At 45.0% G+C, this 24,596-nt stretch carries 25 protein-coding genes; 8 read left to right on the top strand and 17 right to left on the bottom strand.

The window, feature by feature from the left end; all coding sequences use genetic code 11:
• The 12 genes from fabZ to rpsB form a co-directional block, all read right to left on the bottom strand.
• Nucleotides 1-453, bottom strand: coding sequence for a 3-hydroxyacyl-ACP dehydratase FabZ (fabZ, locus tag ACXAFJ_RS02355; protein WP_475321149.1), 453 nt, complete (start codon nt 451-453; stop codon nt 1-3).
• Between the two features lie 96 nt (nt 454-549).
• Complete coding sequence (gene lpxD, locus ACXAFJ_RS02350; RefSeq protein ID WP_475321148.1) at nt 550-1,587, bottom strand: UDP-3-O-(3-hydroxymyristoyl)glucosamine N-acyltransferase; 1,038 nt, start codon at nt 1,585-1,587, stop codon at nt 550-552.
• A 7-nt stretch (nt 1,588-1,594) separates the two neighbouring features.
• On the bottom strand, nt 1,595-2,104 hold the full coding sequence (locus ACXAFJ_RS02345; RefSeq protein ID WP_475321146.1) for an OmpH/Skp family outer membrane protein: 510 nt from the start codon (nt 2,102-2,104) through the stop codon (nt 1,595-1,597).
• 15 nt (nt 2,105-2,119) lie between these two features.
• Nucleotides 2,120-4,504, bottom strand: a complete 2,385-nt coding sequence (gene bamA, locus ACXAFJ_RS02340; RefSeq protein WP_475321145.1) for an outer membrane protein assembly factor BamA — start codon at nt 4,502-4,504, stop codon at nt 2,120-2,122.
• Nucleotides 4,505-4,549: 45 nt separating this feature from the next.
• Nucleotides 4,550-5,908 (bottom strand): sigma E protease regulator RseP, encoded by a 1,359-nt coding sequence (rseP, locus tag ACXAFJ_RS02335; RefSeq protein WP_475321144.1) that lies wholly within the window; start codon nt 5,906-5,908, stop codon nt 4,550-4,552.
• Nucleotides 5,905-7,116 (bottom strand): 1-deoxy-D-xylulose-5-phosphate reductoisomerase, encoded by a 1,212-nt coding sequence (ispC, locus tag ACXAFJ_RS02330; protein ID WP_475321142.1) that lies wholly within the window; start codon nt 7,114-7,116, stop codon nt 5,905-5,907. The genes rseP and ispC overlap by 4 nt, the downstream gene beginning before the upstream one ends.
• A 23-nt stretch (nt 7,117-7,139) precedes the next feature.
• Complete coding sequence (locus ACXAFJ_RS02325) at nt 7,140-7,988, bottom strand: phosphatidate cytidylyltransferase (protein ID WP_475321141.1); 849 nt, start codon at nt 7,986-7,988, stop codon at nt 7,140-7,142.
• Nucleotides 7,989-7,996: 8 nt separating this feature from the next.
• Nucleotides 7,997-8,752: an isoprenyl transferase gene (locus ACXAFJ_RS02320; RefSeq protein ID WP_475321140.1), complete on the bottom strand. Its 756-nt coding sequence runs from the start codon at nt 8,750-8,752 to the stop codon at nt 7,997-7,999.
• A 104-nt stretch (nt 8,753-8,856) separates the two neighbouring features.
• Complete coding sequence (gene frr, locus ACXAFJ_RS02315; RefSeq protein WP_475321139.1) at nt 8,857-9,414, bottom strand: ribosome recycling factor; 558 nt, start codon at nt 9,412-9,414, stop codon at nt 8,857-8,859.
• Nucleotides 9,415-9,487: 73 nt separating this feature from the next.
• Complete coding sequence (pyrH, locus tag ACXAFJ_RS02310; protein WP_475321137.1) at nt 9,488-10,210, bottom strand: UMP kinase; 723 nt, start codon at nt 10,208-10,210, stop codon at nt 9,488-9,490.
• A gap of 159 nt (nt 10,211-10,369) precedes the next feature.
• The gene (gene tsf / locus ACXAFJ_RS02305) at nt 10,370-11,212 is read right to left on the bottom strand and encodes a translation elongation factor Ts (RefSeq protein ID WP_475321136.1); all 843 of its coding nucleotides are present in this window, start codon (nt 11,210-11,212) and stop codon (nt 10,370-10,372) included.
• A 133-nt stretch (nt 11,213-11,345) separates the two neighbouring features.
• Complete coding sequence (gene rpsB, locus ACXAFJ_RS02300) at nt 11,346-12,074, bottom strand: 30S ribosomal protein S2 (RefSeq protein WP_475321135.1); 729 nt, start codon at nt 12,072-12,074, stop codon at nt 11,346-11,348.
• A gap of 353 nt (nt 12,075-12,427) precedes the next feature.
• On the opposite strand from rpsB, the gene map reads away from it, so the two are divergent.
• From map to ACXAFJ_RS02265, 7 genes are all read left to right on the top strand, one after another.
• Nucleotides 12,428-13,306 carry a type I methionyl aminopeptidase gene (gene map, locus ACXAFJ_RS02295; RefSeq protein ID WP_475321133.1) on the top strand — a complete coding sequence of 293 codons (879 nt, stop codon included), beginning with the start codon at nt 12,428-12,430 and terminating at the stop codon, nt 13,304-13,306.
• Nucleotides 13,307-13,441: 135 nt separating this feature from the next.
• The gene (locus ACXAFJ_RS02290) at nt 13,442-14,266 is read left to right on the top strand and encodes an ABC transporter ATP-binding protein (RefSeq protein WP_475321132.1); all 825 of its coding nucleotides are present in this window, start codon (nt 13,442-13,444) and stop codon (nt 14,264-14,266) included.
• 57 nt (nt 14,267-14,323) lie between these two features.
• Nucleotides 14,324-15,223 (top strand): ABC transporter substrate-binding protein, encoded by a 900-nt coding sequence (locus ACXAFJ_RS02285; protein WP_475321130.1) that lies wholly within the window; start codon nt 14,324-14,326, stop codon nt 15,221-15,223.
• A 3-nt stretch (nt 15,224-15,226) separates the two neighbouring features.
• The gene (locus ACXAFJ_RS02280) at nt 15,227-16,216 is read left to right on the top strand and encodes a FecCD family ABC transporter permease (RefSeq protein WP_475321129.1); all 990 of its coding nucleotides are present in this window, start codon (nt 15,227-15,229) and stop codon (nt 16,214-16,216) included.
• Entirely contained in the window at nt 16,213-17,184 is a 972-nt protein-coding gene (locus ACXAFJ_RS02275; RefSeq protein ID WP_475321127.1) for a FecCD family ABC transporter permease, read from the top strand. Before ACXAFJ_RS02280 ends, ACXAFJ_RS02275 begins: the two co-directional genes overlap by 4 nt.
• Before the next feature lie 96 nt (nt 17,185-17,280).
• The gene (gene glnD, locus ACXAFJ_RS02270) at nt 17,281-19,908 is read left to right on the top strand and encodes a bifunctional uridylyltransferase/uridylyl-removing protein GlnD (protein ID WP_475321125.1); all 2,628 of its coding nucleotides are present in this window, start codon (nt 17,281-17,283) and stop codon (nt 19,906-19,908) included.
• 136 nt (nt 19,909-20,044) lie between these two features.
• Nucleotides 20,045-20,425 (top strand): DUF3461 family protein, encoded by a 381-nt coding sequence (locus ACXAFJ_RS02265; RefSeq protein ID WP_475321123.1) that lies wholly within the window; start codon nt 20,045-20,047, stop codon nt 20,423-20,425.
• On the opposite strand, the gene pgpA is transcribed toward ACXAFJ_RS02265, so the two are convergent.
• The 3 genes from pgpA to ACXAFJ_RS02250 form a co-directional block, all read right to left on the bottom strand.
• Nucleotides 20,420-20,932 (bottom strand): phosphatidylglycerophosphatase A, encoded by a 513-nt coding sequence (gene pgpA, locus ACXAFJ_RS02260; protein ID WP_475321122.1) that lies wholly within the window; start codon nt 20,930-20,932, stop codon nt 20,420-20,422. The two genes, ACXAFJ_RS02265 and pgpA, sit on opposite strands and share 6 nt — an antisense overlap.
• A complete protein-coding gene (thiL, locus tag ACXAFJ_RS02255; RefSeq protein WP_475321120.1) occupies nt 20,929-21,903 on the bottom strand; it encodes a thiamine-phosphate kinase in 975 nt (324 codons plus the stop codon). The genes pgpA and thiL overlap by 4 nt, the downstream gene beginning before the upstream one ends.
• Nucleotides 21,904-21,978: 75 nt before the next feature.
• On the bottom strand, nt 21,979-22,533 hold the full coding sequence (locus tag ACXAFJ_RS02250; RefSeq protein WP_475321118.1) for a hypothetical protein: 555 nt from the start codon (nt 22,531-22,533) through the stop codon (nt 21,979-21,981).
• Nucleotides 22,534-22,777: 244 nt separating this feature from the next.
• On the opposite strand from ACXAFJ_RS02250, the gene ACXAFJ_RS02245 reads away from it, so the two are divergent.
• Complete coding sequence (locus ACXAFJ_RS02245; RefSeq protein ID WP_475321117.1) at nt 22,778-23,491, top strand: hypothetical protein; 714 nt, start codon at nt 22,778-22,780, stop codon at nt 23,489-23,491.
• A 67-nt stretch (nt 23,492-23,558) separates the two neighbouring features.
• Here the strand turns inward: ACXAFJ_RS02245 and nusB are convergent, their stop codons facing one another.
• Both nusB and ribH read right to left on the bottom strand, forming a co-directional pair.
• Nucleotides 23,559-24,026 carry a transcription antitermination factor NusB gene (nusB, locus tag ACXAFJ_RS02240; protein WP_475321115.1) on the bottom strand — a complete coding sequence of 156 codons (468 nt, stop codon included), beginning with the start codon at nt 24,024-24,026 and terminating at the stop codon, nt 23,559-23,561.
• Entirely contained in the window at nt 24,026-24,496 is a 471-nt protein-coding gene (gene ribH, locus ACXAFJ_RS02235) for a 6,7-dimethyl-8-ribityllumazine synthase (protein WP_475321113.1), read from the bottom strand. The genes nusB and ribH overlap by 1 nt, the downstream gene beginning before the upstream one ends.
• Between the last annotated feature and the right edge of the window lie 100 nt (nt 24,497-24,596).

Below are 24,596 nucleotides of genomic sequence, written 5' to 3'. Positions count from 1 at the left end.
TTACATCTCTCTGCGGGCACACTTTAACTCCGCCGAACAAACGACTTCACCGTCGACTTTCGCCTCACCAGTAAATGCGGCGATTCCTCGGCGCTCTTTTACAAATTTAACTTCAATCACCAACTGATCACCAGGAACGACTGGCTTGCGGAATTTCACGTTGTCAGCACTTGCAAAGTAGTAAAGCTCGTTTTCCGCAGCCGCGCCAAAGGACTTAAAGCCCAGCAGACCAGTTGCCTGAGCCATGGCTTCCAGAATCATTACCCCAGGGAAAACTGGAGCTTGAGGGAAGTGACCTGTAAATTGTGGTTCGTTAAAGGAAACATTTTTTATCGCGATAAGATAATCTTGCTCTTGATAATCCGTTACTCGATCAATCAGAAGAAATGGGTAACGGTGTGGCAGCAGCTCTTGGATTTCACTGATGTCCATTGTTTTCTTTTCGCTTGTCAAAATGTTCATCCTATCAAGTAATAATCAAACTAATTTTAGAAACAACTAGTTATTTTCAAACATAAATACAAAAGCTCGCCTAGACGAGCTTTATCACTATTCTTGGTCTTTATTTAGTTTATCAACAAACGACTCAACATGCTTGAGGCGCTTATTCATTTCATCAATTCGATGTACTCGCAACGCCGTCTTGCGCCAGTCGCGATTGGTTTGCAATGGAAGGCCCGATGAATATATGCCTTTTTGTTCAATGCTCTGTGCCACCATCGCCATTCCCGTGATGGTCACGCCATCGGCAATGGTAATGTGGCCGTTAATACCGCAGGCTCCGCCGATGATGCAGTACTTACCAATGGTCGTACTGCCTGCAATGTTAGTCGCACCGGCAATCGCAGTTCCAGAGCCAATAACCACGTTGTGAGCAATTTGAATTTGGTTATCGAGAATCACATTGTCCTCGATAATAGTGTCGTCCAAAGCCCCACGATCAATGGAAGTGTTTGCACCAATTTCAACTCTGTTTCCAATACGTACTGAACCCAGTTGCGGGATTTTAATCCACTGCCCCGCCTCGTTGGCATAGCCAAATCCGTCGGAGCCGATTGTGGTATTTGATTGCACCAAACAATGCTCACCAATTACTACATCGTGATATACCGCCACGTTGGCCCACAAACGGCTTGAACTTCCTATCTTGGCATTTTTTCCGACAAAACAGCCAGCACCAATCACAACGTCGTCACCCAACGTCACACCGGATTCAATCACCGCATTCGCGCCTATAGAAACGTTGCTGCCTAAGTGAACATCTTCAGCAATCTGGGCAGAACCATGGATTCCATTCGCCGGTTGGGGAGTAGTGTCAAACGCTTGCGCCACCTTAGCAAATGCGACATAGGGATCCGCTACGACTAGTCTATTGCCGGAAAACGCATCACGTTGCGCTTCCTTCAACATAACCAAGGTCGCATTACACGAAGCCAAATGTTTGGCATACTTAGGGTTAGACAAAAATGTCACTTCCCCTGTTGTCGCGCGATCCATAGGAGCTACCGTCGTCACTTGCTCGGCTGGATTGCCGACAAGTTCACCGCCAGTAAGTTCAGCCAATTGAGACAGAGTTAGTTTTGCCATAAGTTCTCTACTTTAGTGCAGCGACGACTTCATCAGACAAGTCATACGCGTCTTTTCCAAAGTGCAGCGTTTGAATATCAACGACGATATCAAAACCTTCTTTTTCAGCGACGTCTTTAACCGCGCCTTGGATCAAGACAAACAATTTTTGACGTTCTTCGTTTTCACGCTTTTTGTACGCCGCTTCGAACGATTTTACTTTAATCTTGTATTCGCTATCTAGTTGACCAATTTCGATCTGCAGTTTTTGAGATTGTTCTTCGGTCAAAAGCTCTTTATCGCGGTTTAGCTGCTCAATTTTCTTTTTCGCTGTAGCTTCAATCGACTTGATCTCACCTTCGCGGTCTTTAAATTCAGCTTTCAGCTTTTGTGAAACTTGTTCGCGTTGAGGTAAGCTTTGAAAAATCTCAACAGTGTTGATGTAGCCAATTTTTTGCGCAGCGCTAGCAGAGAATGACCAAGCACTCGATACCGCTAGTGCTAGAGTAAGTGACGCAGCTTTTACGAACTTATTCAAAATACTTTCCTCATTTTAGAAGGTTCTACCGATGGTGAACGAGAAGAACTCTTCGCTGTCACCTTCGTATTTTTCAATTGGTTTAGCTAATGTAAAGACTAGTGGTGCTAGTGGTGATACCCACTGAAGCGTCGCACCATAAGATGCGCGTACACGACTAGGATCAGAGAAGTCTTGGTAAAGACCATTCGCCGTACCATTGAATACAAACTCTGTATCCCAAACCGATGCTGAATCAACAAACACACTAGTACGAATTTGTGATCTTGCTTCCTCAGAAACAAACGGGGTAGGGAAAATCAATTCCATACTTGCAGTTGCAAGAGCATTGCCGCCTACAGAATCTGTTTTGGTCACAGGGTCGCCACTAGCGGGGGTTTCCACCGATCGTGGTCCCACGCTGTTTGAACTAAAACCACGTAAGGAGGAGAAACCACCCGCATAATAGTTCTCATAAAACGGCAAAAGGTTATCCATACCATTTTGCTCGCCGTAACCATTACCGTAACCCAACCTACTTCTAAACAGTAACGAGAAGTCATGTCCTTTATTTAAAGGGAAATATTGACGCAAATCGTAGTTGAGTTTGTAGTACTGAGCGTCAGAGCCTGGAATGGTCGCCTTTGCTGACATGCGTTGGTAGTTACCGGCGGTCGGGAAGTAACCGCGATTCAGGTTATTTCGGGTCCAGGTCAAACTAAAATCAAAATCCTGAACAACCATAGTATCATCGCCGTTCTGTCCCAAAGTTTTCGCAAACTTCTGAGCCTGATCGTGATCGGGAATGTTACCTAATTTGTTGTGAATGTAGCCAAAGCCAAAGGTCAAACGGTTCAATTCGTTAAATGGGAAGCCCCACTGAAGGTTACCACCGTAGCTCTGGTTGGTGTATTCAACAATGCCAGCTTTTTTAGAGTCAAACCTATTAAAAAAGACGCTGCCACCAAGACTAAGACCGTCTAACGTCCAGTATGGATCGTTGTAATCTAAACGCAGGTTTTCGGTGGAGTCATTAACCGTAGCAGTAATACCGACACGGTTACCGGTACCAGCAAAGTTATTTTGCTGTAGGCCAAGCTGAACACTAAACCCAGATTGTGTACCGTAACCAAAACCAAAGTTCACGCTACCAGAGTTTGCTTCTTTGACGCTGTAAACAATATCCACTTGATCATCAGCGCCCGGGACACGAACGGTTTCAACATCGACCGTTTCAAAGAAACCCAAACGGCTCAATCTAGCTTTACTGGTTTCAAGAGCTTTGGCATTTAACCACGAGCCTTCCATTTGTCGCATTTCGCGACGTAAAACTTCATCTTTAGTTACCGTATTACCGACGAAGCGAATATCGCGAACATAGAATCGCTTACCCGGGTCAATATTAACGGTCAACGAAACTTGGTTTGAACCGTCTTCAAATTCTGGGAAAGTTCGAATCTGCGGGTACGCATAGCCCGATTCACCAAGAACGTTTTTGATTTCTTCCTCAAAACGCGTAATCGAAGAGCCGTTGTAGACATCGTCAGCAGACAACGGAATCAAACGAGTAAACTCATCAGCTTGTCCAACTAAGTCACCGCGCAGTTTCACGTCTTTGACTCTGAACTGCTCGCCTTCATCCACATTAAGGGTGATGTACACACCTTTTTTATCGGGAGAAATTGAGACTTGCGTCGACTCTACCTGAAATTGAAGATAGCCACGATCCAAATAGAAAGAGCGTAGCGATTCAATATCACCAGCAAGAACTTGCTTTTGGTATTTATCACTAGAGATAAAGTTCCACCAAGCGACATCAGCATTCAAATCGAAACGGTCCGTCAACTCTTCATCGCTAAATACCGAGTTACCAACAACATTAATCTGCTTAATCGTCGCCGAGACACCTTCCGTAAAGACAAATTTTAAATCGGTACGATTACGAGGAAGTGGCGTGACGACAGCTTTAACCGTGGCGTTATACTTGCCCACTGAGTAGTAAAAGTCTTCTAGGCCTTTTTCAATATTTGCCAGCGTCGTTCTGTCGAGCCCTTCGCCGACACGAATTCCAGACGCTTCTAGGTTCTGCGTAAGCTGTTCATCTTTAATCGCATCGTTACCTGCGAAGGAGATATTGGCAATCGTTGGTCTTTCAATAACTTGAACGACTAGCGTGTTACCATCTCGCCCGACTTGAATATCTTCAAAGTTGCCCGATGCGTAAAGTGACTTGATGACTTTTGCCACATCTCGGTCGTCCACGGTGTCACCAACGCGAACTGGCATGTTAAGCAGAGCAGCACCCAGCGCCACTCTTTGTAAACCATCAATTTGAATATCATCAACCACAAACGCATCGGCGGCGTTTGCACCAAAACTGGATGCCAAGAGAACAGCCAACAGTGTTTTCTTCATTGCCATAATTGTTCTTTTTAGTCCTTACTGCTATTTGGCGCAGGCCTACCTTTAAAGGCGCGCAAAATCATTGAATACCGCGATGAGCATCATGGATAAGATGACCGCTCCCCCTATGCGATATCCGATATCTTGAATTTTTTCTGGTACCGGTTTTCCGGTCACACTTTCTATGGCGAGAAACAGTAAATGTCCGCCATCTAACATGGGCAACGGCACAAGGTTAATCAGCCCTAAATTGACGCTGATTAATGCCAAGAACCCAAAGAAGTACACAAAGCCGTAATCCGCTGTGGTTCCCGCTCCCTGAGCGATAGAGATGGGGCCACTTAAGTTGTTCAGTCCAATATCGCCTACAACCAGTTTCTTCAACATGCTCGCAGTGAGTTCAACGAGCTGCCCGGTTTTTTCAACGGCTTTAACGACTGACTCAAATACACCAAACTTTAATTCGAATTGATATTCGTCGGGCCACGGCTCCATTTTTGGCGCAATCCCAGCAAATCCAAACGAACTGCCATTGGCTTGTTCTTTGGCCTCAGGAACCAAAACGATGTCGCGCAACTCACCATTGCGGCGTACGGTGACCGATAGTTCTTGATTTGGGTGTGCTTTTATCGCAGCAACAAGCTGCTCCCAACTTTCGAAACTTTCACCGTCTATGGCAACCACATGGTCATCCACCAACAAACCCGCTCGTTCACCTGCGCCACCTTGCGAAATGTGGCTAATCACTGGCAAGATTTTTGGCCGATATGGCTGAAATCCAAGTGAATCCATCGAGGATTGCTGCTCAGGATCAAATTGCCATTGAGTGAGATCCAAAATGACGCTTTGTTCGCTTCCAATGGTTTGTTTGTCTGCGAGCTTTAGCTCCATGCTGTCTTCGCCGATGTGGGCGATGATTTGCATGTTAACCGATTCCCAATCCGGGGTTTGGACGCCAGAAATAGATTTAAGTTCCATTCCCGGCTCAATCCCCGCTTGAGCAGAAATAGATGTTGGATTGACCTCACCAATCACCGGCTTAACCGCTGGCACGCCAACCATAAATACCAGCCAGTAAGCAAGAATGGCGAATAGGAAGTTGAAGACTGGGCCGGCTGCGATAACCGCCGTTCTTTGCCAGATGGGTTTCAGGTCAAATGCTTGATGACGATTGTTGTCTGACAGTTCGTCAACTCGACCATCTAGCATCTTGACGTAACCGCCCAGAGGAATCATCGCGATGGTATATTCTGTTCCATCTTTACCGATTTTTGACCAAATGGATTTGCCAAAACCAATTGAGAATGTATGCACTTTGATGCCACATTTTCTCGCCACCCAAAAATGACCAAACTCATGAACCGCAACAAGAATGCCTAGCGCAATAACAAAAAACAAAAAGTTCCAAACTATATCTATCACTTTGTTATCTCTCTTACCGCATCCTCAGCGTAACGTCGCGCTATTCTATCTAGCTCCAATATGCTTTCCAAGCTGTTGCAATCGCTTTGACGATATAGCCCACAAACCTTGTTCAAAACCCTGCGATCCACCTCTGCGATTGCAACAAACGGTAGCGTTTTGTTTAAAAATGCGTGAACCGCAATCTCATTGGCTGCATTTAATGACGTAGTGGCATGTTGCCCCTGGAAACAAGCGTCTATCGCCAAGCTCAAACAAGGGTAGCGTTCTGGTTCGACCGCGTTGAACGTCAGTTCACTTAGCTGGGTAAAATCCAGAGCGGGAACATCGGCATCTATTCGGTTTGGGTAAGACAGTGAATTGGCAATGGGCGTAGCCATATCCGGTTGCCCCATCTGCGCGATCACTGAACCGTCTCGGTACTGCACCATTGAATGAATCACTGACTGAGGATGAATCAAAACCTTCAGTTGATCTTGTCGGCAATTAAACAGCCACTTAGCCTCAATATATTCAAGGCCTTTGTTCATCATGGTTGCCGAATCCACTGAAATTTTGGGTCCCATTGACCAATTAGGATGGGCAACGGCTTCTTCCACAGTGATCTGCGGAAAAGTCTCTATATCTCTGTAGCGGAATGGACCACCGGAACCGGTCAGCAAAATATGCTGAACACCAACCTCTTCTAGTTGGCAATGACCCAAACTGGTCTGAATATCCGATGGTAAACATTGAAAAATTGCGTTGTGCTCGCTGTCAACGGGTAATAGCTGCGCGCCATTGCTTCGGACTTGGTCCATAAACAATTGCCCACTCATTACGAGTGCTTCTTTATTAGCGAGTAATATCCGTTTTCCAGCTTTCACCGCAGCTAATGTTGGCAACAAACCTGCAGCACCAACAATCGCGGCCATGACAATATCGACCTCGCTATTGCTGGCAACCATTTCCATTGCTTGTACACCAAACAGCACTTCAGTTGGAGATTGGCTTTGACTTGCAAGGGCTTGTTTGAGTGCTTGGGCAGATGATTCATTCGCCATAACGGCATAACGAGGTCGCCATTGAATACAGAGCTCTGCCATTTTGGAAACATTGGTCCCTGCAACCAGAGCATAGACCTGATAAGCGTCGGTGTTTTTCGCCAACACCTTAAAAGTACTCGCACCGATTGAGCCGGTTGCACCAAGTATTGTTAGTTTTTTCATCGTCGCAATCATAACCTAGTGAACTACGCTGACAATGAAAAATACAACAGTGCAAACACAGGGAAAGCCGCCGTCAGGCTATCAATCCTATCTAGAATACCACCGTGACCAGGAAGAATACGACCACTGTCTTTGATGCCACAAGCGCGCTTGAACATACTCTCGACCAAATCGCCCAATACGGATATCAATACAGTTGCGATAACGGTCAATGCCAATTCAGTAAAAGAAGCAAATCGAATTTCAAACCAGTCGGCGGTAAAGTAACTGAGCAACAGCGCCGTCGCTACGCCACCGAGTAAGCCTTCGATGGTCTTGTTAGGGCTGACTCTAGGCGCCATTTTCCGTTTGCCAATCGACTTACCAACAAAATAAGCACCGCTATCTGCCGCCCAAACCAGGCAGCAAACAAATAACACAATTTTGGCGCCGTGATAGGCATCGATGGCTACGGATTCAGAGCGCAGTAAAACCACACTGTAAAAGAAGGGTACTAAAGTCAAGATGCCAAACAGTTGTTTAGGTATCAATGATGTGGCCCATTTATCACTGCGCTTTGGGTAGGTGACCGCCATGACACTGGCAAGCAACCACCAGACACAACCTACAGTGAGAACAGCTGTTTGCAAGTAGTTAAGGCTTTGATCGGTTTCAATGCTTGTGGGAATCAGCAAGAAGGCGGAGACCATAACCACCGCAAATGGCAAAAGCGCTGCGATACGACGATCAGGTTGAGTAAACTGGGTCCACTCCCAGGCCCCAAGCAAGGTAATGGCGGCAATGGCTATAACAAAAATAGGCTGTGGTAACTCAAAAATCCCGAGTATCACAAGTGGAGCAAGGAATAGAGCCGTGATGATTCTTTGTTTCAAACTAACTCCTACCCATTTTCCGCGACGGCTTTTATTTGCTCGCCGGTACAACCAAATCGTCTTTCGCGATCGCAATACCAAGTAATCGCCGCCATCAACTGGTCTTCTTTAAACTCTGGCCAAAACACAGGTGTGAAATAAAGCTCAGCGTACGCAACTTGCCACAACAAGAAGTTGCTGATGCGCGACTCGCCACTGGTTCTGATCATCAAATCAACCTGCGGTAAATCTGAGCATTGAACAAACTTAGCAAATAATGACTCATCAACATCGTCGCTACGTAGCTCACCAGACTCGACAAGCTCAGCGATACGTTTGGCAGCCTGTGCAATATCCCACTTGCCACCATAGTTCGCTGCTATGTTGACGACCATGCCTGTATTGCCACTCGTTAGCGTTTCTGCTTTGGCTATTTTGTCTTGTAAACGCTGAGAAAACTGCGTTTTATCTCCAATCACTCGCAACCGTAAATTGTTCTTATGAAGCTTTTTTACTTCGGTTGACAATGCACTAATGAACAAGTCCATCAGCACACTGACTTCGTCTTTGGGTCGGCGCCAGTTTTCACTGCTGAAGGCAAATAAGGTGATAGCTTTTACGCCCAATTTTGCGGACGCAGAAATGGTCGAGCGAACGGATTCCACCCCATTTTTGTGTCCGAAGACACGAGGCTTACCACGTTCTTTTGCCCATCGCCCATTACCGTCCATGATAATCGCAATGTGCTGGGGAATCTGTTCTGGAGAAAACTGAGGATTGTTCATAAAGATCTGTATTTGGCCAACTGATAATATCAGTAGAAAAAGTGCAATAAAAAAGCGCTGTACAGCTGCGCACAGCGCTTTTCAGCTATGAAGTGTAAGATGTCTTAAACTTCCATCAACTCTTTTTCTTTCGCCGCTAGAGCTTCATCGACTTTTTTCACTGCTTCGTCAGTGATTTTCTGAATTTCGTCTTGTGCTTTGCGATCTTCGTCTTCAGAAATTTCTTTGTCTTTCAGAAGTGCTTTTAGTTCGCTATTAGAATCACGACGTACGTTACGGATAGCAACACGTCCACCTTCCGCTTCACCACGAACAATTTTCACAAGATCTTTACGACGCTCTTCCGTCAATGGTGGAAGTGGCACACGAATAATTGTCCCCGCAGACATAGGGTTCAAACCTAGATCAGATTGTAGAATCGCTTTCTCAACTTTAGGAGTTAGCTCTTTGTCGAAGACTGTAATTGCAAGAGTACGTGCATCTTCAGCAACTACGTTCGCAACTTGGTTCAAAGGCGTTGGCGCACCGTAGTACTCAACGTTAATACCAGACAGTAGACTCGGATGAGCACGACCAGTACGAACTTTTGAAAGATTGTTTTTCAGCGCTTCAACGCTTTTGTCCATACGCTCACGCGCACTCTTCTTAATATCCTCAATCACAATGTCACCTTAATGAATTCGTTATCTTAGAAACACAACGCAGAATACCATAAATACTGGTTGTACAAAGCGTTTAGCTAATTAAAGTACCTTCTCGCTCACCCATTACCACACGACGCAGCGCACCTGGCTTATTCATGTTGAAAACGCGGATTGGCATTTTGTGATCGCGAGCCAAGGTAAAGGCCGCTAAGTCCATAACTTTTAGTTCGCGATCAAGAACATCACTAAAACTTAGCTCAGAGTAAAGTTCAGCTTCTGGGTTAGCAACTGGGTCAGCGCTAAATACGCCGTCAACTTTTGTCGCTTTCAATACTAGGTCAGCTTCAATCTCGATACCACGCAAACACGCTGCTGAATCGGTAGTGAAGAACGGATTACCAGTACCGGCTGAGAAAATTACGACACGACCTTGGCGCAATTCGCGAATTGCATCCGCCCAGTTGTAGTCGTCACAAACACCTTGTAGTGGAATTGCTGACATTACGCGAGCGTTAACGTAAGCGCGGTGTAGTGCATCACGCATTGCCAAACCGTTCATAACGGTCGCCAACATACCCATGTGGTCGCCAACAACTCGGTTCATACCCGCTTCCGCAAGACCTGCTCCACGGAACAAGTTACCGCCACCGATAACCACGCCTACTTGTACACCAAGCTCAACCAATTCTTTTACTTCTTGAGCCATACGATCGAGGATAGTTGGATCAATACCAAAACCTTCTTCGCCTTGCAGAGCTTCACCGCTGAGTTTAAGCAAAATACGTTGGTACGCTGGTTTAGGGTTTGTAGTCATGGATTTTACCTTCCAAACAAGTTGTCTATTTAACAGTGGTCAATATGCTTTATTAGTTAAAGCGTATTGAGTACAGCTATACAGAATTAAGTCTGCGCTTTTCTCACAAAAAGACCGCAGCCTTGGCTACGGTCTAGTAAGTAAGCAATTCGCTAAGGATTAACCTTTTTGCGCCGCTGCTACTTCTTCAGCAAAGCTCATTTCTTCTGCTTTTTCGATACCTTCACCCACTTCTAGGCGAACGAAAGTAGAAACAGAAGCGCTGCGCTCTTTAAGAATGTCGCCAACAGATTTCTTAGGTTCCATGATGAACGCTTGACCTGTTAGAGAGATTTCGCCAGTGAACTTCTTCATGCGGCCAACAACCATCTTTTCAGCGATTTCAGCTGGCTTGCCTTCGTTCATTGCGATTTCAACTTGAACTTCTTTTTCTTTCGCTACTACGTCAGCAGGTACATCTTCAGGGTTAACGTACTCTGGCTTAGAAGCCGCAACGTGCATTGCAATGTGCTTAAGCGTTTCAGCATCGCCTTCACCTGCAACAACAACACCAATTTTCTCGCCGTGACGGTAAGAAGCGATTGCAGTGCCTTCAACGTATTGAACACGACGGATATTGATGTTCTCACCGATCTTGGCAACTAGAGCAACACGCTCTTCTTCGAATTTAGCTACTAGCTCTTCAACAGAAGCTTTAGATGCTAAAGCGTCAGCCGCAACTTTCTCTGCAAATGCAGTGAAGTTACCGTCTTTAGCAACGAAGTCAGTTTGGCAGTTAACTTCAAGAAGAACAGCGACGCCGTTTTCTTCTTTGATGATGATTGCGCCTTCAGCTGCTACGTTACCTGCTTTCTTAGCAGCTTTTGCAGCACCAGACTTACGCATGTTTTCAATTGCTAGTTCGATGTCAGCGTTTGCTTCAACAAGCGCTTTTTTACATTCCATCATGCCTGCGCCAGTACGTTCGCGCAGTTCTTTAACTAGAGCAGCAGTTACAGCCATTCTCTATTCCTCAGTTTAATCTGAACTTGGTAAAAAACAGGGGCCTACATATGGTTGGCCCCTGTTACTAACTATAACTTAGTTTAACAGTCAACAAGTTGACTCATAAACCAAGTGTGACACAGAGCCGTAATTACTCAGCTTCTACGAAACCGTCTTTCTCAGCTACAACAGCAGCGTCTTTGTTACGGCCTTCGTTAACCGCTTGAGCAGCTGCGTTTAGGTATAGTTGAACAGCGCGGATAGCGTCGTCGTTACCAGGGATGATGTGGTCAACACCGTCTGGGTTAGAGTTAGTATCAACTACAGAGATGACTGGAATACCTAGATTGTTAGCTTCTTTAACTGCAATGTGCTCGTGATCAGCATCGATTACGAACAATACATCTGGAAGACCGCCCATGTCTTTGATACCGCCAAGAGATTTCTCTAGCTTCTCCATTTCACGAGTACGCATTAGAGCTTCTTTCTTAGTTAGCTTATCAAAAGTACCGTCTTGAGACTGTGCTTCTAGATCTTTTAGACGCTTGATTGACTGACGAACTGTTTTGTAGTTCGTTAGCATACCACCCAACCAACGGTTGTTTACGTAGTACTGGTTGCTTGCGATTGCAGCTTCTTTAACAGCTTCAGATGCAGCGCGCTTAGTACCAACAAAAAGTACTTTGCCTTTCTTCTCACCAACTTTAGCTAGCTCAGCTAGAGCTTCGTTAAATAGAGGTACAGTTTTCTCTAGGTTGATGATATGAACCTTGTTACGAGCGCCAAAGATGAATGGCTTCATTTTTGGGTTCCAGTAACGAGTTTGGTGACCGAAGTGAACACCAGCTTTAAGCATGTCGCGCATTGATACAGTTGCCATTATAAAATCCTCTATGGGGTTAGGCCTCCACATTCCCCATACCACCGACTCACTTATCAAGGAGCACCCCGGGGTACGTGACGAAATGTGTGTGATTTAAAGTATTGTTTAGAAATCTCTACTGATTCGCCAAACTTGTGTTCGGAGAGTTCAGGGAGGTTTCCGGCGCGCTTTATACCATATTTACACCAAGATTGGCTAGTAAAAACTATTCGTCGAGCCAGACTTCATAATTAACTCAGTTCTTCCGAAATCTAATCGGCGGTCATCGACGTACACTTTATTTAGACATCCTGTTAAAATGCGGCCAATTGGCTAAGCAGCCGCGAAAGATAGTGACAGAGAGTAGAGTAATGTCGATTAAGATTAAAAGCACAGACGAAATTGAACGTATGCGCATTGCCGGTAAGTTGGCAGCTGAAATTTTGGAAATGATTGAGCCTCATATTAAAGAAGGTGTGACGACAAATGAGCTTAACGATATCTGTCACAACTATGCGACTGAAAAAGGAGCCTATTCAGCTCCTCTCGATTATCACGGTTTTCCAAAATCTATTTGTACTTCAATCAATCACATTGTTTGTCACGGTATTCCTGCGTCAGAAGATGAAGTTGGTAGCAATGGACAAGCCAAACCTGCGGTATTGAAAAACGGCGATATTATCAACGTTGATATTACCGTAATTGTCCCTAATGAAGAGGGTGCGGACCTGTCTACTCGTCCATCGGGCTATCACGGCGATTCATCGAAGATGTTTACCGTTGGCGAGGTTTCGCCAGCAGACAAACGTCTATTAATGGTCACACAGGAATCACTCTACGTAGGTATGCGTCAAGTTAAGCCAGGTGCAACGGTTGGGGATATTGGTGTAGCCATTGAAAAGTACATCAAAGAAAACAACAAGAAGAACCCACGTAACAAATTTTCAATCGTAAAAGACTTTTGCGGTCATGGCATTGGTAGTGAGTTTCACGAAGAGCCACAAATCGTTCACTACAAAAATAAAGACCGCCGCGTGTTGAAACCGGGTATGTGTTTCACCATCGAACCTATGATCAATGCAGGTAAATTCGGGGTCACTGTTGACGCCGAAGATGATTGGACGGTGTACACAGGCGACGGCAAAAAATCAGCGCAGTATGAGCATACTCTATTAGTCACAGAAAAAGGCTGTGAAGTCCTGACTCTCCGTAGCGACGAAAGCATCCCTCGTCAGATGGTCAACGTATAATCTGTCTATCACAGCGACTGGCGTCTTGGTTATAAGACGCCATTTTTTTACCGAACGCATGATAATATTTATCATTTCTATTTACATTTAATAACAGGTATCATTCCGGCAGTTTTTGGATACTGACTTCAAAAAATGGATTTTGAAATACGCAATTTAACGACGGGCTACCAATCGCCCATCGTCAACGAGATCGACCTCTCCATTCCAGAAGGCAAGCTCACCGCACTCATTGGTCCCAATGGATGTGGTAAATCCACCCTACTCAAGTGTATGGCTCGCGTTTTACCGCCAATGTCAGGGCAGGTATTGCTGAACGGGCAGAGTATTCACACCACTCAAACCAAATTAGTCGCTCAACAGCTTTCGTTACTGCCACAAAGTCCAGTCGCTTCTGATGGCTTGACCGTTCGAGACTTGGTCAAACAAGGTCGCTATCCCTATCAGAGTTTATTGAGGCGATGGAAAGATGAAGACGAGATTGCCGTCGAAGAGGCGCTAGAGTGGACAAATACCACCGAATTGGCAGATAGACCATTGTCTGCCTTATCAGGAGGTCAAAGGCAACGCTGTTGGATTGCGATGGTATTGGCGCAAAGCACGCCGATAATTTTGCTCGACGAGCCCACGACTTTTCTTGACTTGAAAGTACAAGTTGACCTGCTTGAGCTTTTGTCTCGGCTTTGCAGTGAACAAAACCGAACCCTTGTTGTTGTACTGCATGAACTCAATCTTGCCGCTAGTTACGCTGACCATCTCGTCATGATGAAAAGTGGAAAACTGCACGCTCAGGGTACACCGGACAGCATTTTCACTTCCACTAACCTAAAACACGTTTTCGACTTAGATGCCAATATTTTGCGAGATCCCAACAGTGACCGCCTAATGTGTGTGCCTAAGTCACCGTCGCAGGGGATGGCTGCGACTCAACCACAGTTTGCTGCTGTGGTTAACCAATAAAAGCTATTTCAACAATAGCCTTCAAACTAAATAACTAAAACACCAATTGAGGACACAATGAAAAAATTAATAGGATTTGCAGCGACTTTCTTAGCTGCATGGTCAGCTCAGGCCGACATCACCATTGAACATGCTATGGGTACTACAACGCTTGATGCTCCGGCAAAGCGCGTCGTTACCCTATATCAAGGTGCAACAGACGCTGCTGTAGCACTTGGCATCAAGCCAGTTGGGGCCGTGGAATCTTGGACTCAGAAGCCTTTCTATCACTACTTGCGTCCTCATCTCACTGACATCCAAATTCTTGGTACTGAGAATCAGCCAAACCTAGAGCAAATTGCTCGACTTAAGCCAGATGTGATCATTGCGTCTAAAACACGTCATGAAAAAATCTACCCGCAACTAAAGATGATTGCTCCTGTAGTTGCCCATGAAACAGTCTACATCTACAAAGAATCACTAGAATTGGTTGCGGCTGCTACGGGTAAAGAGCAAGAAGCAGAAAAATGGTTAGCAGATTGGCAAGCTAAATCAGACGCTTTCCAACAAAAAGCAAAAGCCAAATTTGGTGACCAGTGGCCACTTCAAGTGACGCTACTTAACTTCCGAGCAGATCACGCACGTATCTACTACCAAAGCTTTGCTGGTCTAGTACTTAAAGACCTAGGCTTTGATCGTCCAGAAGCACACAAAGAAGAAAAATGGGGCGTGAGACTGACAAGTAAAGAAGCGATTCCTTCAATGAATGCCGACTCTGCGTTCATTTTCATGTACGAAGGTGATGCAGCAGTAGAACAAACATTCCAAGATTGGAGCAACCACCCGCTTTGGAAAACACTGGATTCAGTTAAAAACAACGCTACCTACAAGGTGGATGAAGTGGCGTGGAACCTTTCAGGTGGTCCGCTAGGCGCAAGTATGATGCTTGAGTCAATTGAAGAGCATTACGGTCTTTAAAACATGCAGTCAAACACGGTTAAATTATTTGCCTTGTTTGCGAGCACCACGCTGGCATTTATTGCCAGCGTGCGTTTTGGACAAACAACAGTAACCTGGAATGATGTTTGGTCAGCATTTTTTGCTTTTGAAGCTGAGTCTGTTGAGCAAACCATTATTCGCACCAATAGATTGAGTCGAGCCATCGTTGCTTTAGTGGTTGGCGCCGCTTTGGGCACGGCGGGTGTGCTTTCGCAAACTCTGACTCGCAACGCACTCGCCTCGCCTACAACATTAGGATTAAATTCTGGGGCGCTTTTTGCTATTGCACTCGGACTGGCCTTTGTGGACTACGACAGTTTATTTGCCCTTATGATGTTAGGCTTTACCGGAGCAGCGCTAGCGGTCGTAGCGGTCTATGGTCTAGCAGCAACCAACTCTGTGATTTCTCCCATAAGATTAATTTTGTCCGGTACTGTTATCTCTGCACTATTGATTTCACTTACCCAAGGTTTACTGATTTTTGATCAGAGAAACCTTGCTGGGATCGTATACTGGTTGGGCGGCAGTGTTGCAGGGCGCGATACCATCGCCGTCGTGTATTACGCACCTATCGTTATTGTCGGCTTTACCTACGCGTTACTCAATTCCAATAACCTAAATTTACTTTTATTGCCGGACGATTTGGCCAAAGGCTTAGGACAATCCATCACCCGAACCCGAGTTTTTGTGGCAATTACCATTGTCGCGATGGCAGGTGGCGCTGTCGCTATCGCTGGTGTAATTGCCTTTATCGGCTTGGCGGTGCCTCACATCGCTCGTAAATGGGTCAATACTGACCACAGAATTCTTCTTCCCACCTCGGCGTTAGTGGGAGCATCACTTTTATTAGTTGCCGATACGCTATCTCGATTTATTGCTCCTCCCCAAGAGATTCCAACCGGTGTCATGACCTCTATGGTCGGCGTTCCAATATTGGCCTATCTCATCAGTAAAAAGCGGTTCAACTTGTGATTAAAGTATTTGTAGCTCTGCTCTGCTTTTTTGCAGCAGTCGTCGTTTCCCTTATGGCTGGCAGTTATTGGCTACCGGCCACTGATGCAATAAATGCTATATTCAATCCCGGTTCTGACTTCACGATTCATGTATTGAGAATGCCAAGAGTTGTATTGGCGATCATGGTGGGATCGCTTTTAGCAGTGAGCGGTTTGGTTCTGCAAACTCTGTTAAAAAACCCGCTAGCCTCTCCAGATATCGTTGGAGTCACGGGTGGCGCGTCAGTTGCCGCGGTGCTGTTTATCTCGGTAACATCCATTTCCATTGTTTGGTTGCCTCTATGGGCTTTGTCTGGTGGCCTGATCGCGGCCAGCATTTTATTGTATTTTACTCGTAATGCCAGCCGTTCAATTTCGTCAGTTGTGTTGATTGGTATCTGTATTACCAGTGCTTGTGGTTCGCTAGTAACCATGTTTTTAGTGATGAATGACACGGCCACCGCAGCCGTCGTCTACACCTGGCTCACCGGAACTTTGTATGGCGCTAACTGGGACAATGTCAGCTATATCTTGCCATGGTGGATGGCGCTGCTGCCGTTGCCGTTTTTGTTGTTGCGCCCACTTAAAGTCTTACCCATGAGTGATGAACTCCTTATCGCATTGGGCTTGCCGCTGAAGTGGATCACTTGGACGTTGATTCTTGTCTCAGTTGCAATGGCTTCGATTGCGATAGCATTTGCAGGTGCGATTGGATTTGTCGGCTTAATCGTGCCGCAAATTGCCAGAATCATCGAAAAGCACAACCTCGCACTGCAATTTATCCTATGCCCAATTATCGGAGCCACGGTGTTGGTTCTAGCCGATTTAGCTGGACGCACACTTTTCCTTCCAAAAGACCTGCCAGCTGGAATATTTGTCGCCTTAGCTGGCGCGCCAATTTTACTTTGGCTACTTTGGAAAACGAAACACCAAGGCGAGCATCAGTAATCTGATATCAAAGTGCTCAAGTCACGAGCTTTCAACTACCGCATTGTCCACTAGCTTGCTAAAGTAGAAACAGATTTTTGCAATGGACAATGCAGTATGTCAGAGATTCAAACCCCAAACGTAAGCTTGCCAGAAAACCTAGATCTAGAAACGCTCAAGCAAACTTTGGAAGATTTTGGTGAAAGCCAAAAGCAGCAGTTTGTCGATAATGTGGCAATAGATAGTTTGGTGTACGGGCGCGCGAATTTTATGGACTCCGTGCTGAAGCAAATTTGGCAGCATTTCGAATTTGATAAACGTCCCTATCTCTCTTTAGTCGCTGTGGGCGGCTACGGTCGCAGCGAACTTCATCCACTGTCTGACATAGATATTCTGGTGGTTTCGCGTAATCCGCTATCTGAGCAAACCGGTGCAAAAATCAGTGAGTTCATCACCTGGTTGTGGGATTTAAAGCTAGAAGTTGGTCACGCGGTGAGAACGGTCGAGCAGTGCATTGAAATTGGCCAAAACGATTTGACTGTAGCGACCAATTTGCAAGAAGCGCGATTATTGTGTGGTTGTCAGGACACATTTCAACGACTACAACTTGCTATTCATTCTGAATCCTTTTGGCCAAGTGCCGAGTTTTACAAAGCAAAACTGAAAGAACAGAAAGAGCGTCACGCGCGCTATCACGACACCACTTACAATCTTGAACCTGATATCAAGTCCACACCCGGCGGTTTGAGAGACATCCATACCTTAAGTTGGATAGCGCGTCGTCATTTTGGTGCAACCTCACTTTTGGAAATGAGTAAATATGGCTTTCTAACTGATGCGGAATATCGAGAGTTAGTAGAATGTCAAAACTTCTTGTGGCGCGTGCGCTTTGCTCTACACAGCGAGTTAAAACGCTATGACAACCGACTGACCTTTGCCCATCAAGCCTCGGTTGCCGACACCCTTGGGTTTGAAGGAAAAGGCAATCAAGGTGTTGAAAAAATGATGAAGGAGTTCTTCAGAACGCTTCGCCGCGTTGCAGAACTCAACAAAATGCTCCTCAAGCTGTTTGACCACGCAATTCTCGACAATGAATCGAATAGTCAGGCGATTGTGTTAAACAACGATTTTCAAGTGCGCGCCAACTTAATCGAAGCGCGAAAACCAGCCTTGTTCCAAGCTAGGCCCGAAACTATTTTGGATATGTTTATCCATATTGCCAACGATTCATCCATTGAGGGTGTCTCGCCCGCAACCCTGCGCCAACTTCGCACTGCTCGACGCCGTTTTAACCGATTTTTACACACCATTCCCGGGGCTCGAGAGCGTTTCATGGAATTGTGTCGTCACCCGAATTCACTGCACACCGCTTTCCCATTAATGCACAAACTGGGAGTATTGGCTTCTTATCTTCCCCAATGGAATCAGATCGTAGGTCAAATGCAGTTTGACTTATTTCATGTCTACACCGTGGATGAGCACAGTGTTCGACTACTAAAGCACATTCACAGTTTTGCTGATGTGAGCAATAGAGAAAAGCACCCTATCTGCTGTGAAGTTTTTCCTCGTATCCAGAAAAAGGAATTACTGATCCTGGCGGCAATTTTCCACGACATTGCCAAAGGTCGTGGTGGCGACCATTCTGAGCTAGGTGCGCTAGATGCCTATGAATTTTGTATGGAACACGGGCTCTCTAAACCAGAAGCGCGGCTGGTTTCTTGGTTAGTACGTCATCATTTGTTGATGTCGGTTACCGCGCAACGCCGCGATATTTATGATCCCGATGTTATTACTGAGTTTGCCAAGCAAGTTAGAGATGAAGAATATCTCGAGTATCTGGTGTGTTTGACCGTGGCGGATATCTGCGCCACTAACCCAGAGTTATGGAATAGTTGGAAACGCACCTTGCTTGCTGAATTGTTTTACTCCACACAGCGGGCATTGCGTCGCGGTTTAGAAAACCCAGTTGATGTGAGAGATCGAATTCGACACAACCAACAGCTCGCCTCTGCCTTACTGCGAAAAGAAGGTTTCACCGCCAGTGAATTTGAACGGCTCTGGCAACGATTCAAAGCCGACTATTTTTTACGTCACACACACAAACAAATCGCTTGGCATTGCAGCCACATCCTACGTCATGACGATCACAACTTGCCACTGATACTCATCAGTAAAAAAGCCACACGTGGTGGCACTGAAGTGTTTGTCTATTGCAAAGACCAACATGCGCTGTTTGCAACCGTGGTCGCTGAGCTCGATAGGCGAAATCTCAACGTCCATGATGCGCAGATCATGACCAGCAAAGACGGGTTTGTACTTGATACCTTTATGGTTTTGGATCAAAACGGCCAAGCACTGGAAGAGAACCGCCATAAAGCGATACAACGACATCTATCTCACGTGTTACAAGATGGTCGTCCAACCAAGATCAAATCGAGGCGCGCACCAAGACAGCTAAAACACTTTAAGGTGAGAACGCAAATTGACTTCTTACCAACAAAGAGTAAAAAGCGTACTTTAGTTGAGTTAGTCGCCCTAGATACTCCGAGTCTATTGGCCACTGTGGGTGCCGTATTTGCGGATCTGGGCGTTAACTTACACGCAGCGAAAATCACGACTATTGGCGAAAGAGCGGAAGACTTGTTTATTGTTACCGATCAACAGGGCCAAAAACTGGAACTCGATCTGCAAGAAGTGCTTCGCAAGCAATTGATTGAGAAGATTAAAGACTTGGTGCCTGAATAACGTTAAACCTCAGTATCACAACCAAGTTGATTGTCGCGATTAACAATGATCCACTGCACAACAGTGATGTTTTTTTAACCTTTACTTTAACTTAGGCTGCTAGAGTGTAAATGTGTAATAACATTTGGAGCAGCCTATGTACCCCAACCTTCAAGCTCTTGGAGTTCAAGATCCAACTCAGATCGAGCGTTATAGCCTAAGACAAGAGGCGCACAAAGACGTTCTAAAAATCTACTTTTACAAGCAATCGGGCGAGCTGTTTGCCAAAAGTGCTAAGTACAAATACCCGAGACAGAAAAAAAGTGTCATTGTTGATAGTGGCAGCCATCAATACCGTGATGTGACCGAGATAAATCGCAATTTGATGTTGGTAATTGATGAACTGGACTCAATTACTAAGCCGGTGAAATCCGAAGAAAAAGACGTGAAGAAGAAAATCTTGAGCGACCTAAGACACCTAGAGAAAGTCGTTGCCTCAAAGATCGCTGAAATTGAATCGGACCTAGAAAAGCTATAACGCCGATTGGCTGCTCCAAACAATGAGACCATAAAGACAGAGAGCAGCCATGACTCCTGCCACAATATCGTCAAGCATAATTCCCACGCCGCCATGGACTTGCTTATCCAACCAGCTAATTGGCCATGGCTTTACCATGTCAAAAAAGCGGAACAATACAAAGCCCAACACCAACCATTGCCATTGAAGTACCGCTAACCCCATCAATGGAATCACGCTCATAGTTATCCAAAAACCGACAAACTCATCCCAAACGATTGCACCGTGGTCGTGTACTTGCATGTCTGCGGAAGTTTGCTGACAGATTTTTATCCCCACTAATGCCGCAATAAATGTAACCGCAATGAAGCCGGCAGGGGATAAGTAGGAAGCTAGCAACAAATAAAACGGAACCGCCGCAAGAGTACCCATGGTTCCGGGAATGATTGGTGAAAGTCCGCTACCAAAACCGGTCGCTAAAAGGTGCCAAATATTTGCAAGAGATATGCGTTGAATGGGTTCTATCATGATACAACTCGAAAGTGGTCAAAACCTTGTAAAGCCAAGTCTACTTCTTGACCATTCCTGAATAATTGAAGATCTGTGCCATCAATAATTTCACCAATTTCGGTAACCTTGACCGGCACATTTTCAATAGTGGTCAGCATATCAGAGACTTGGTTTTCTGGCACGGTAAAACAGAGCTGATATTCTTCACCGCTGGTCAAAGCGTACTGTTGTTCACGCTCGTCATTCGCCAAAAACTGCTTAAGTTCATTACTGGTCGGCAAGGCTTCTAAACTCAGACGAGCGCCACATTGGGAAAATTTAGTAATGTGCGCCAAATCGGATATCAAACCATCTGAGATATCAATGGCCGAGCTGGCAAAGCTGAGTAATTGCTGTCCCAGATCTATTTGCGGCACTCTGACAAAATGACGCTCTAGCAGCACGGGGGCAAATTCAAGCACTCGTTTGCTGCTATCAAGTACAATATCCAAGCCAGCTTTGCTATCGCCCAAACATCCGGAAACGAAGATCTTGTCTCCCGGTTTTGCACCAGTGCGCTTTAATGCACTGCCTTTGGGAAGAAGACCTTGAATGGTCAGAGTTATCGCTAACGGCCCCTTAGTAGTATCGCCACCAATGAGCTGTAGATTGTATTGCTTGGCAACTTGATGGAATGCTTGTGAGAACCGTTCTAACCAATGAGAATCAAAATCAGGCAGTGTTAATGCCAAAGACACCCAAGCTGGCGAAGCCCCCATTGCTGCTAAGTCACTCAAATTAGAGACTAACGCTTTATGCGCCACCCACTCTGGCTTGGCATCTTCGAGAAAATGGGTACCGCAAACCAAGCTATCGGTACTGATCGCAATGTCGTGAATAGCGCCGCCATCAACAATCGCGCAGTCGTCTCCTCCCGCGAGAATGACATCATCTCTATCGACGGAAGTATTGGAAAAATATTGGTTAATTAAGTCAAATTCACCGGGCATAGCAAGGTTAGCTCAAGGTCTTTGAGCGAACCTTACCATAGATGGTAGAGCAATTAAAAAGTATCTATGACGCGATTAAAGAACGCGTAAACACTCTTCAGGAGTCGACTTCAACAAGGTGTTGGCAAAATTAATTTTTGCATCACGCCATGCCAATGCCGACTGCATATCACGGTTAGAATTCCGGTCTGCTTCAAAGTAGCTGTTTTCAGGTAAATGAGTGGCTGGAGACAGCGTTACCGTTTGTTCATTTAAGCGAATCACAAACAAAAATTGACCACGGACACCTGACTGTGCGGCGGGATGATGAAGTGTATTATCACAGCAATAGCGATGATCGCGAATCGCTCGGCAGGTGTACTCAAAGGCGTCTTTGACACCATTACCTGGGAACGCAGTGTAAACACTGATCCCATTTCTCTGAACGGGTAACTCACCCGAAGTCAGAGCAACGGCGTGTTGTAATAATCGAAATCCGAGCACGACACCTCCAATACTCTTCAAACCTGAATATTGAATTGCGCCTTCTAAACTAAGTTTGATTTGGTCATCACCTTCATAAAGGGAAAGTTCAGGAGCTACCCAATCTGGCTTAGGAATAAGGAATTCGTTGATCTCGGTGTGGCTCATTGCATGCTCCAATTTGGTTGTTAAAACTAATTAACCATACACCAAAATCTACGATAATGATAATCATTACTAACCAAGATCTATACAAACTAATCAGTAGTTTTATTGTGAATTCAGTCACTTCAAGTCAGCTATACTTTAGACAGATGTCGAAAAAACAAATAAACAAGTATTTTGAGCTTTCAACCACGAAATCGTCATGCAATAGTTCTTTTAGTACAACATCTACGTGGGCTGATTAGGTATGAGAATAAAACAAAAACTTATATTGATACCATTAATTGTATTATTCTCAGGCTGTTCCTCAGGTATTCAACAAGATCTAAGCTCATTAAAACTAGAATTAACTCCTAGCGAAGATAACACCGTAATCCTAGAAGATAGCAATCCGATATCGTATATTGCACCGAAACACTACCAATCTGATAACTTTCATTTCATAACTTATGATGATTTTATAGAAACAGGTCACTACGAAAGAATTAAGATCACTCGAAAAGGTGATATTTATAAGATCGAAAAGCGGGATGACAACGGGACTGCTGGTTCTGGTAATTTTTATAAAGTGCAACTTCTAAAGAAAGATGATCAGTTTAAATTTGTACCCTTAGAGCAACACACCTACCAAGAAGGGTTAATACTCCCATTTCCTGTCCCTGATTTCGATATCTACAAATATCTGACATCTACAGTTCATCTCAAAGAGGTTGAATTGAACTCCGAATATGGAGTTGACTCTATACGTGCAAACTTCACTAGAATGCTAGAATCTAACAGATTTAATGTTGAAGAAGCTGATGTGGAAATTTCGGTTAAAGTTTTTCCATATAAAAATGGTTCTAAATCTATAGTAAAAGCCAAAATTACGACAAAAGATAAAAATGGTGATAATACTATTAACCTTAAAAATATATTCAAACAAGTTGAAGACAAACTAAAAGAAGTCGTAAATTCATAAGTAAAACTGTACGACTTGAATGTAAAAAACCAGCCGAGGCTGGTTTTTGCAATTTATGCTTATCACATTACTTTTTACGAACGTGCGGGGCAGCTTTGTCCAATACGCCATTAATAAACTTATGGCTATCTTCAGCAGCGAATACTTTCGCAAGCTCTATCGCTTCATTGATCACGACTTTGTATGGGACATCATCGCGTTTGGTCATTTCATACATCGCCAAACGCAATAAAGCCAATTCCATCATATCCAGGTCTTGCATAGGGCGTGACGTGTATGGACGAATTCTTCCATCAAGTTCAGTATGCGCGATAACAACACCGGCCAGCAGATCTTTAAAGTAATCTACGTCAGTTTCAGGAGCAGACAACGCCGGTTCTGAAGCGTGGTGCTCTTCTTCATCGTACTTGCCGTTAGACAAGAATTGGTTTTCAATCGTGGCAACATTTTCTTTGGTAATTTGCCAAGAGTAGATTGCTTGTAAAGCAAAACGACGTGCGTTGCGACGTGCGGCTGGTTTCACGCGGGCCCCCATTAGGAATCGATTTCAGTCAGAACGTTGATCATTTCTAGCGCGCTCAGTGCAGCTTCCTCACCTTTATTACCAGCCTTGGTTCCTGCGCGCTCAATTGCTTGATCAATAGTATCAACGGTCAGCACACCAAACGACACTGGAAGACTGAACTCCAATGCCACCTGCGCCAAACCTTTATTACACTCACTACAAACATAGTCAAAATGTGGTGTACCGCCACGAATTACTGAACCAAGTGCAATGATCGCATCAAACTTCTCAGTTTTTGCAACGCGCTGAGCAACAAGTGGTAGCTCAACTGCACCAGGACAACGAACAACGGTGATGTTGTCTTCAGTGATTTGTCCATGACGTTTTAGAGTATCGATTGCACCTGACAATAGGCTTTCGTTGATAAAGCTGTTGAAGCGAGAAATAACAATCGCTACTTTTGCATTTGGTGCTGGGAAACCACCCTCGATAACTTGCATACACTATCCTTAACTCTGTTCACCTAGTGAGAATCGCCGGATTCTAGCACAGTTTGAAAGCCATTTCCTACTGATATTTAGCTCTAGAATCACCGGATAT

The organism is Vibrio sp. ABH4_348, assembly GCF_056159765.1.
This window is presented reverse-complemented; position numbering and strand designations above follow the sequence as displayed.

Coding starts and splice junctions, on each gene's coding strand:
- lpxD (WP_475321148.1), bottom strand. CDS start 1,587: ATGGCAAAACTAACTCTGTCTCAATTGGCTGAACTTACTGGCGGTGAA.
- bamA (WP_475321145.1), bottom strand. CDS start 4,504: ATGGCAATGAAGAAAACACTGTTGGCTGTTCTCTTGGCATCCAGTTTT.
- ispC (WP_475321142.1), bottom strand. CDS start 7,116: ATGAAAAAACTAACAATACTTGGTGCAACCGGCTCAATCGGTGCGAGT.
- ACXAFJ_RS02320 (WP_475321140.1), bottom strand. CDS start 8,752: ATGAACAATCCTCAGTTTTCTCCAGAACAGATTCCCCAGCACATTGCG.
- pyrH (WP_475321137.1), bottom strand. CDS start 10,210: ATGACTACAAACCCTAAACCAGCGTACCAACGTATTTTGCTTAAACTC.
- tsf (WP_475321136.1), bottom strand. CDS start 11,212: ATGGCTGTAACTGCTGCTCTAGTTAAAGAACTGCGCGAACGTACTGGC.
- rpsB (WP_475321135.1), bottom strand. CDS start 12,074: ATGGCAACTGTATCAATGCGCGACATGCTTAAAGCTGGTGTTCACTTC.
- map (WP_475321133.1), top strand. CDS start 12,428: ATGTCGATTAAGATTAAAAGCACAGACGAAATTGAACGTATGCGCATT.
- ACXAFJ_RS02290 (WP_475321132.1), top strand. CDS start 13,442: ATGGATTTTGAAATACGCAATTTAACGACGGGCTACCAATCGCCCATC.
- ACXAFJ_RS02285 (WP_475321130.1), top strand. CDS start 14,324: ATGAAAAAATTAATAGGATTTGCAGCGACTTTCTTAGCTGCATGGTCA.
- ACXAFJ_RS02280 (WP_475321129.1), top strand. CDS start 15,227: ATGCAGTCAAACACGGTTAAATTATTTGCCTTGTTTGCGAGCACCACG.
- glnD (WP_475321125.1), top strand. CDS start 17,281: ATGTCAGAGATTCAAACCCCAAACGTAAGCTTGCCAGAAAACCTAGAT.
- ACXAFJ_RS02265 (WP_475321123.1), top strand. CDS start 20,045: ATGTACCCCAACCTTCAAGCTCTTGGAGTTCAAGATCCAACTCAGATC.
- pgpA (WP_475321122.1), bottom strand. CDS start 20,932: ATGATAGAACCCATTCAACGCATATCTCTTGCAAATATTTGGCACCTT.
- thiL (WP_475321120.1), bottom strand. CDS start 21,903: ATGCCCGGTGAATTTGACTTAATTAACCAATATTTTTCCAATACTTCC.
- ACXAFJ_RS02250 (WP_475321118.1), bottom strand. CDS start 22,533: ATGAGCCACACCGAGATCAACGAATTCCTTATTCCTAAGCCAGATTGG.
- ACXAFJ_RS02245 (WP_475321117.1), top strand. CDS start 22,778: ATGAGAATAAAACAAAAACTTATATTGATACCATTAATTGTATTATTC.
- nusB (WP_475321115.1), bottom strand. CDS start 24,026: ATGGGGGCCCGCGTGAAACCAGCCGCACGTCGCAACGCACGTCGTTTT.
- ribH (WP_475321113.1), bottom strand. CDS start 24,496: ATGCAAGTTATCGAGGGTGGTTTCCCAGCACCAAATGCAAAAGTAGCG.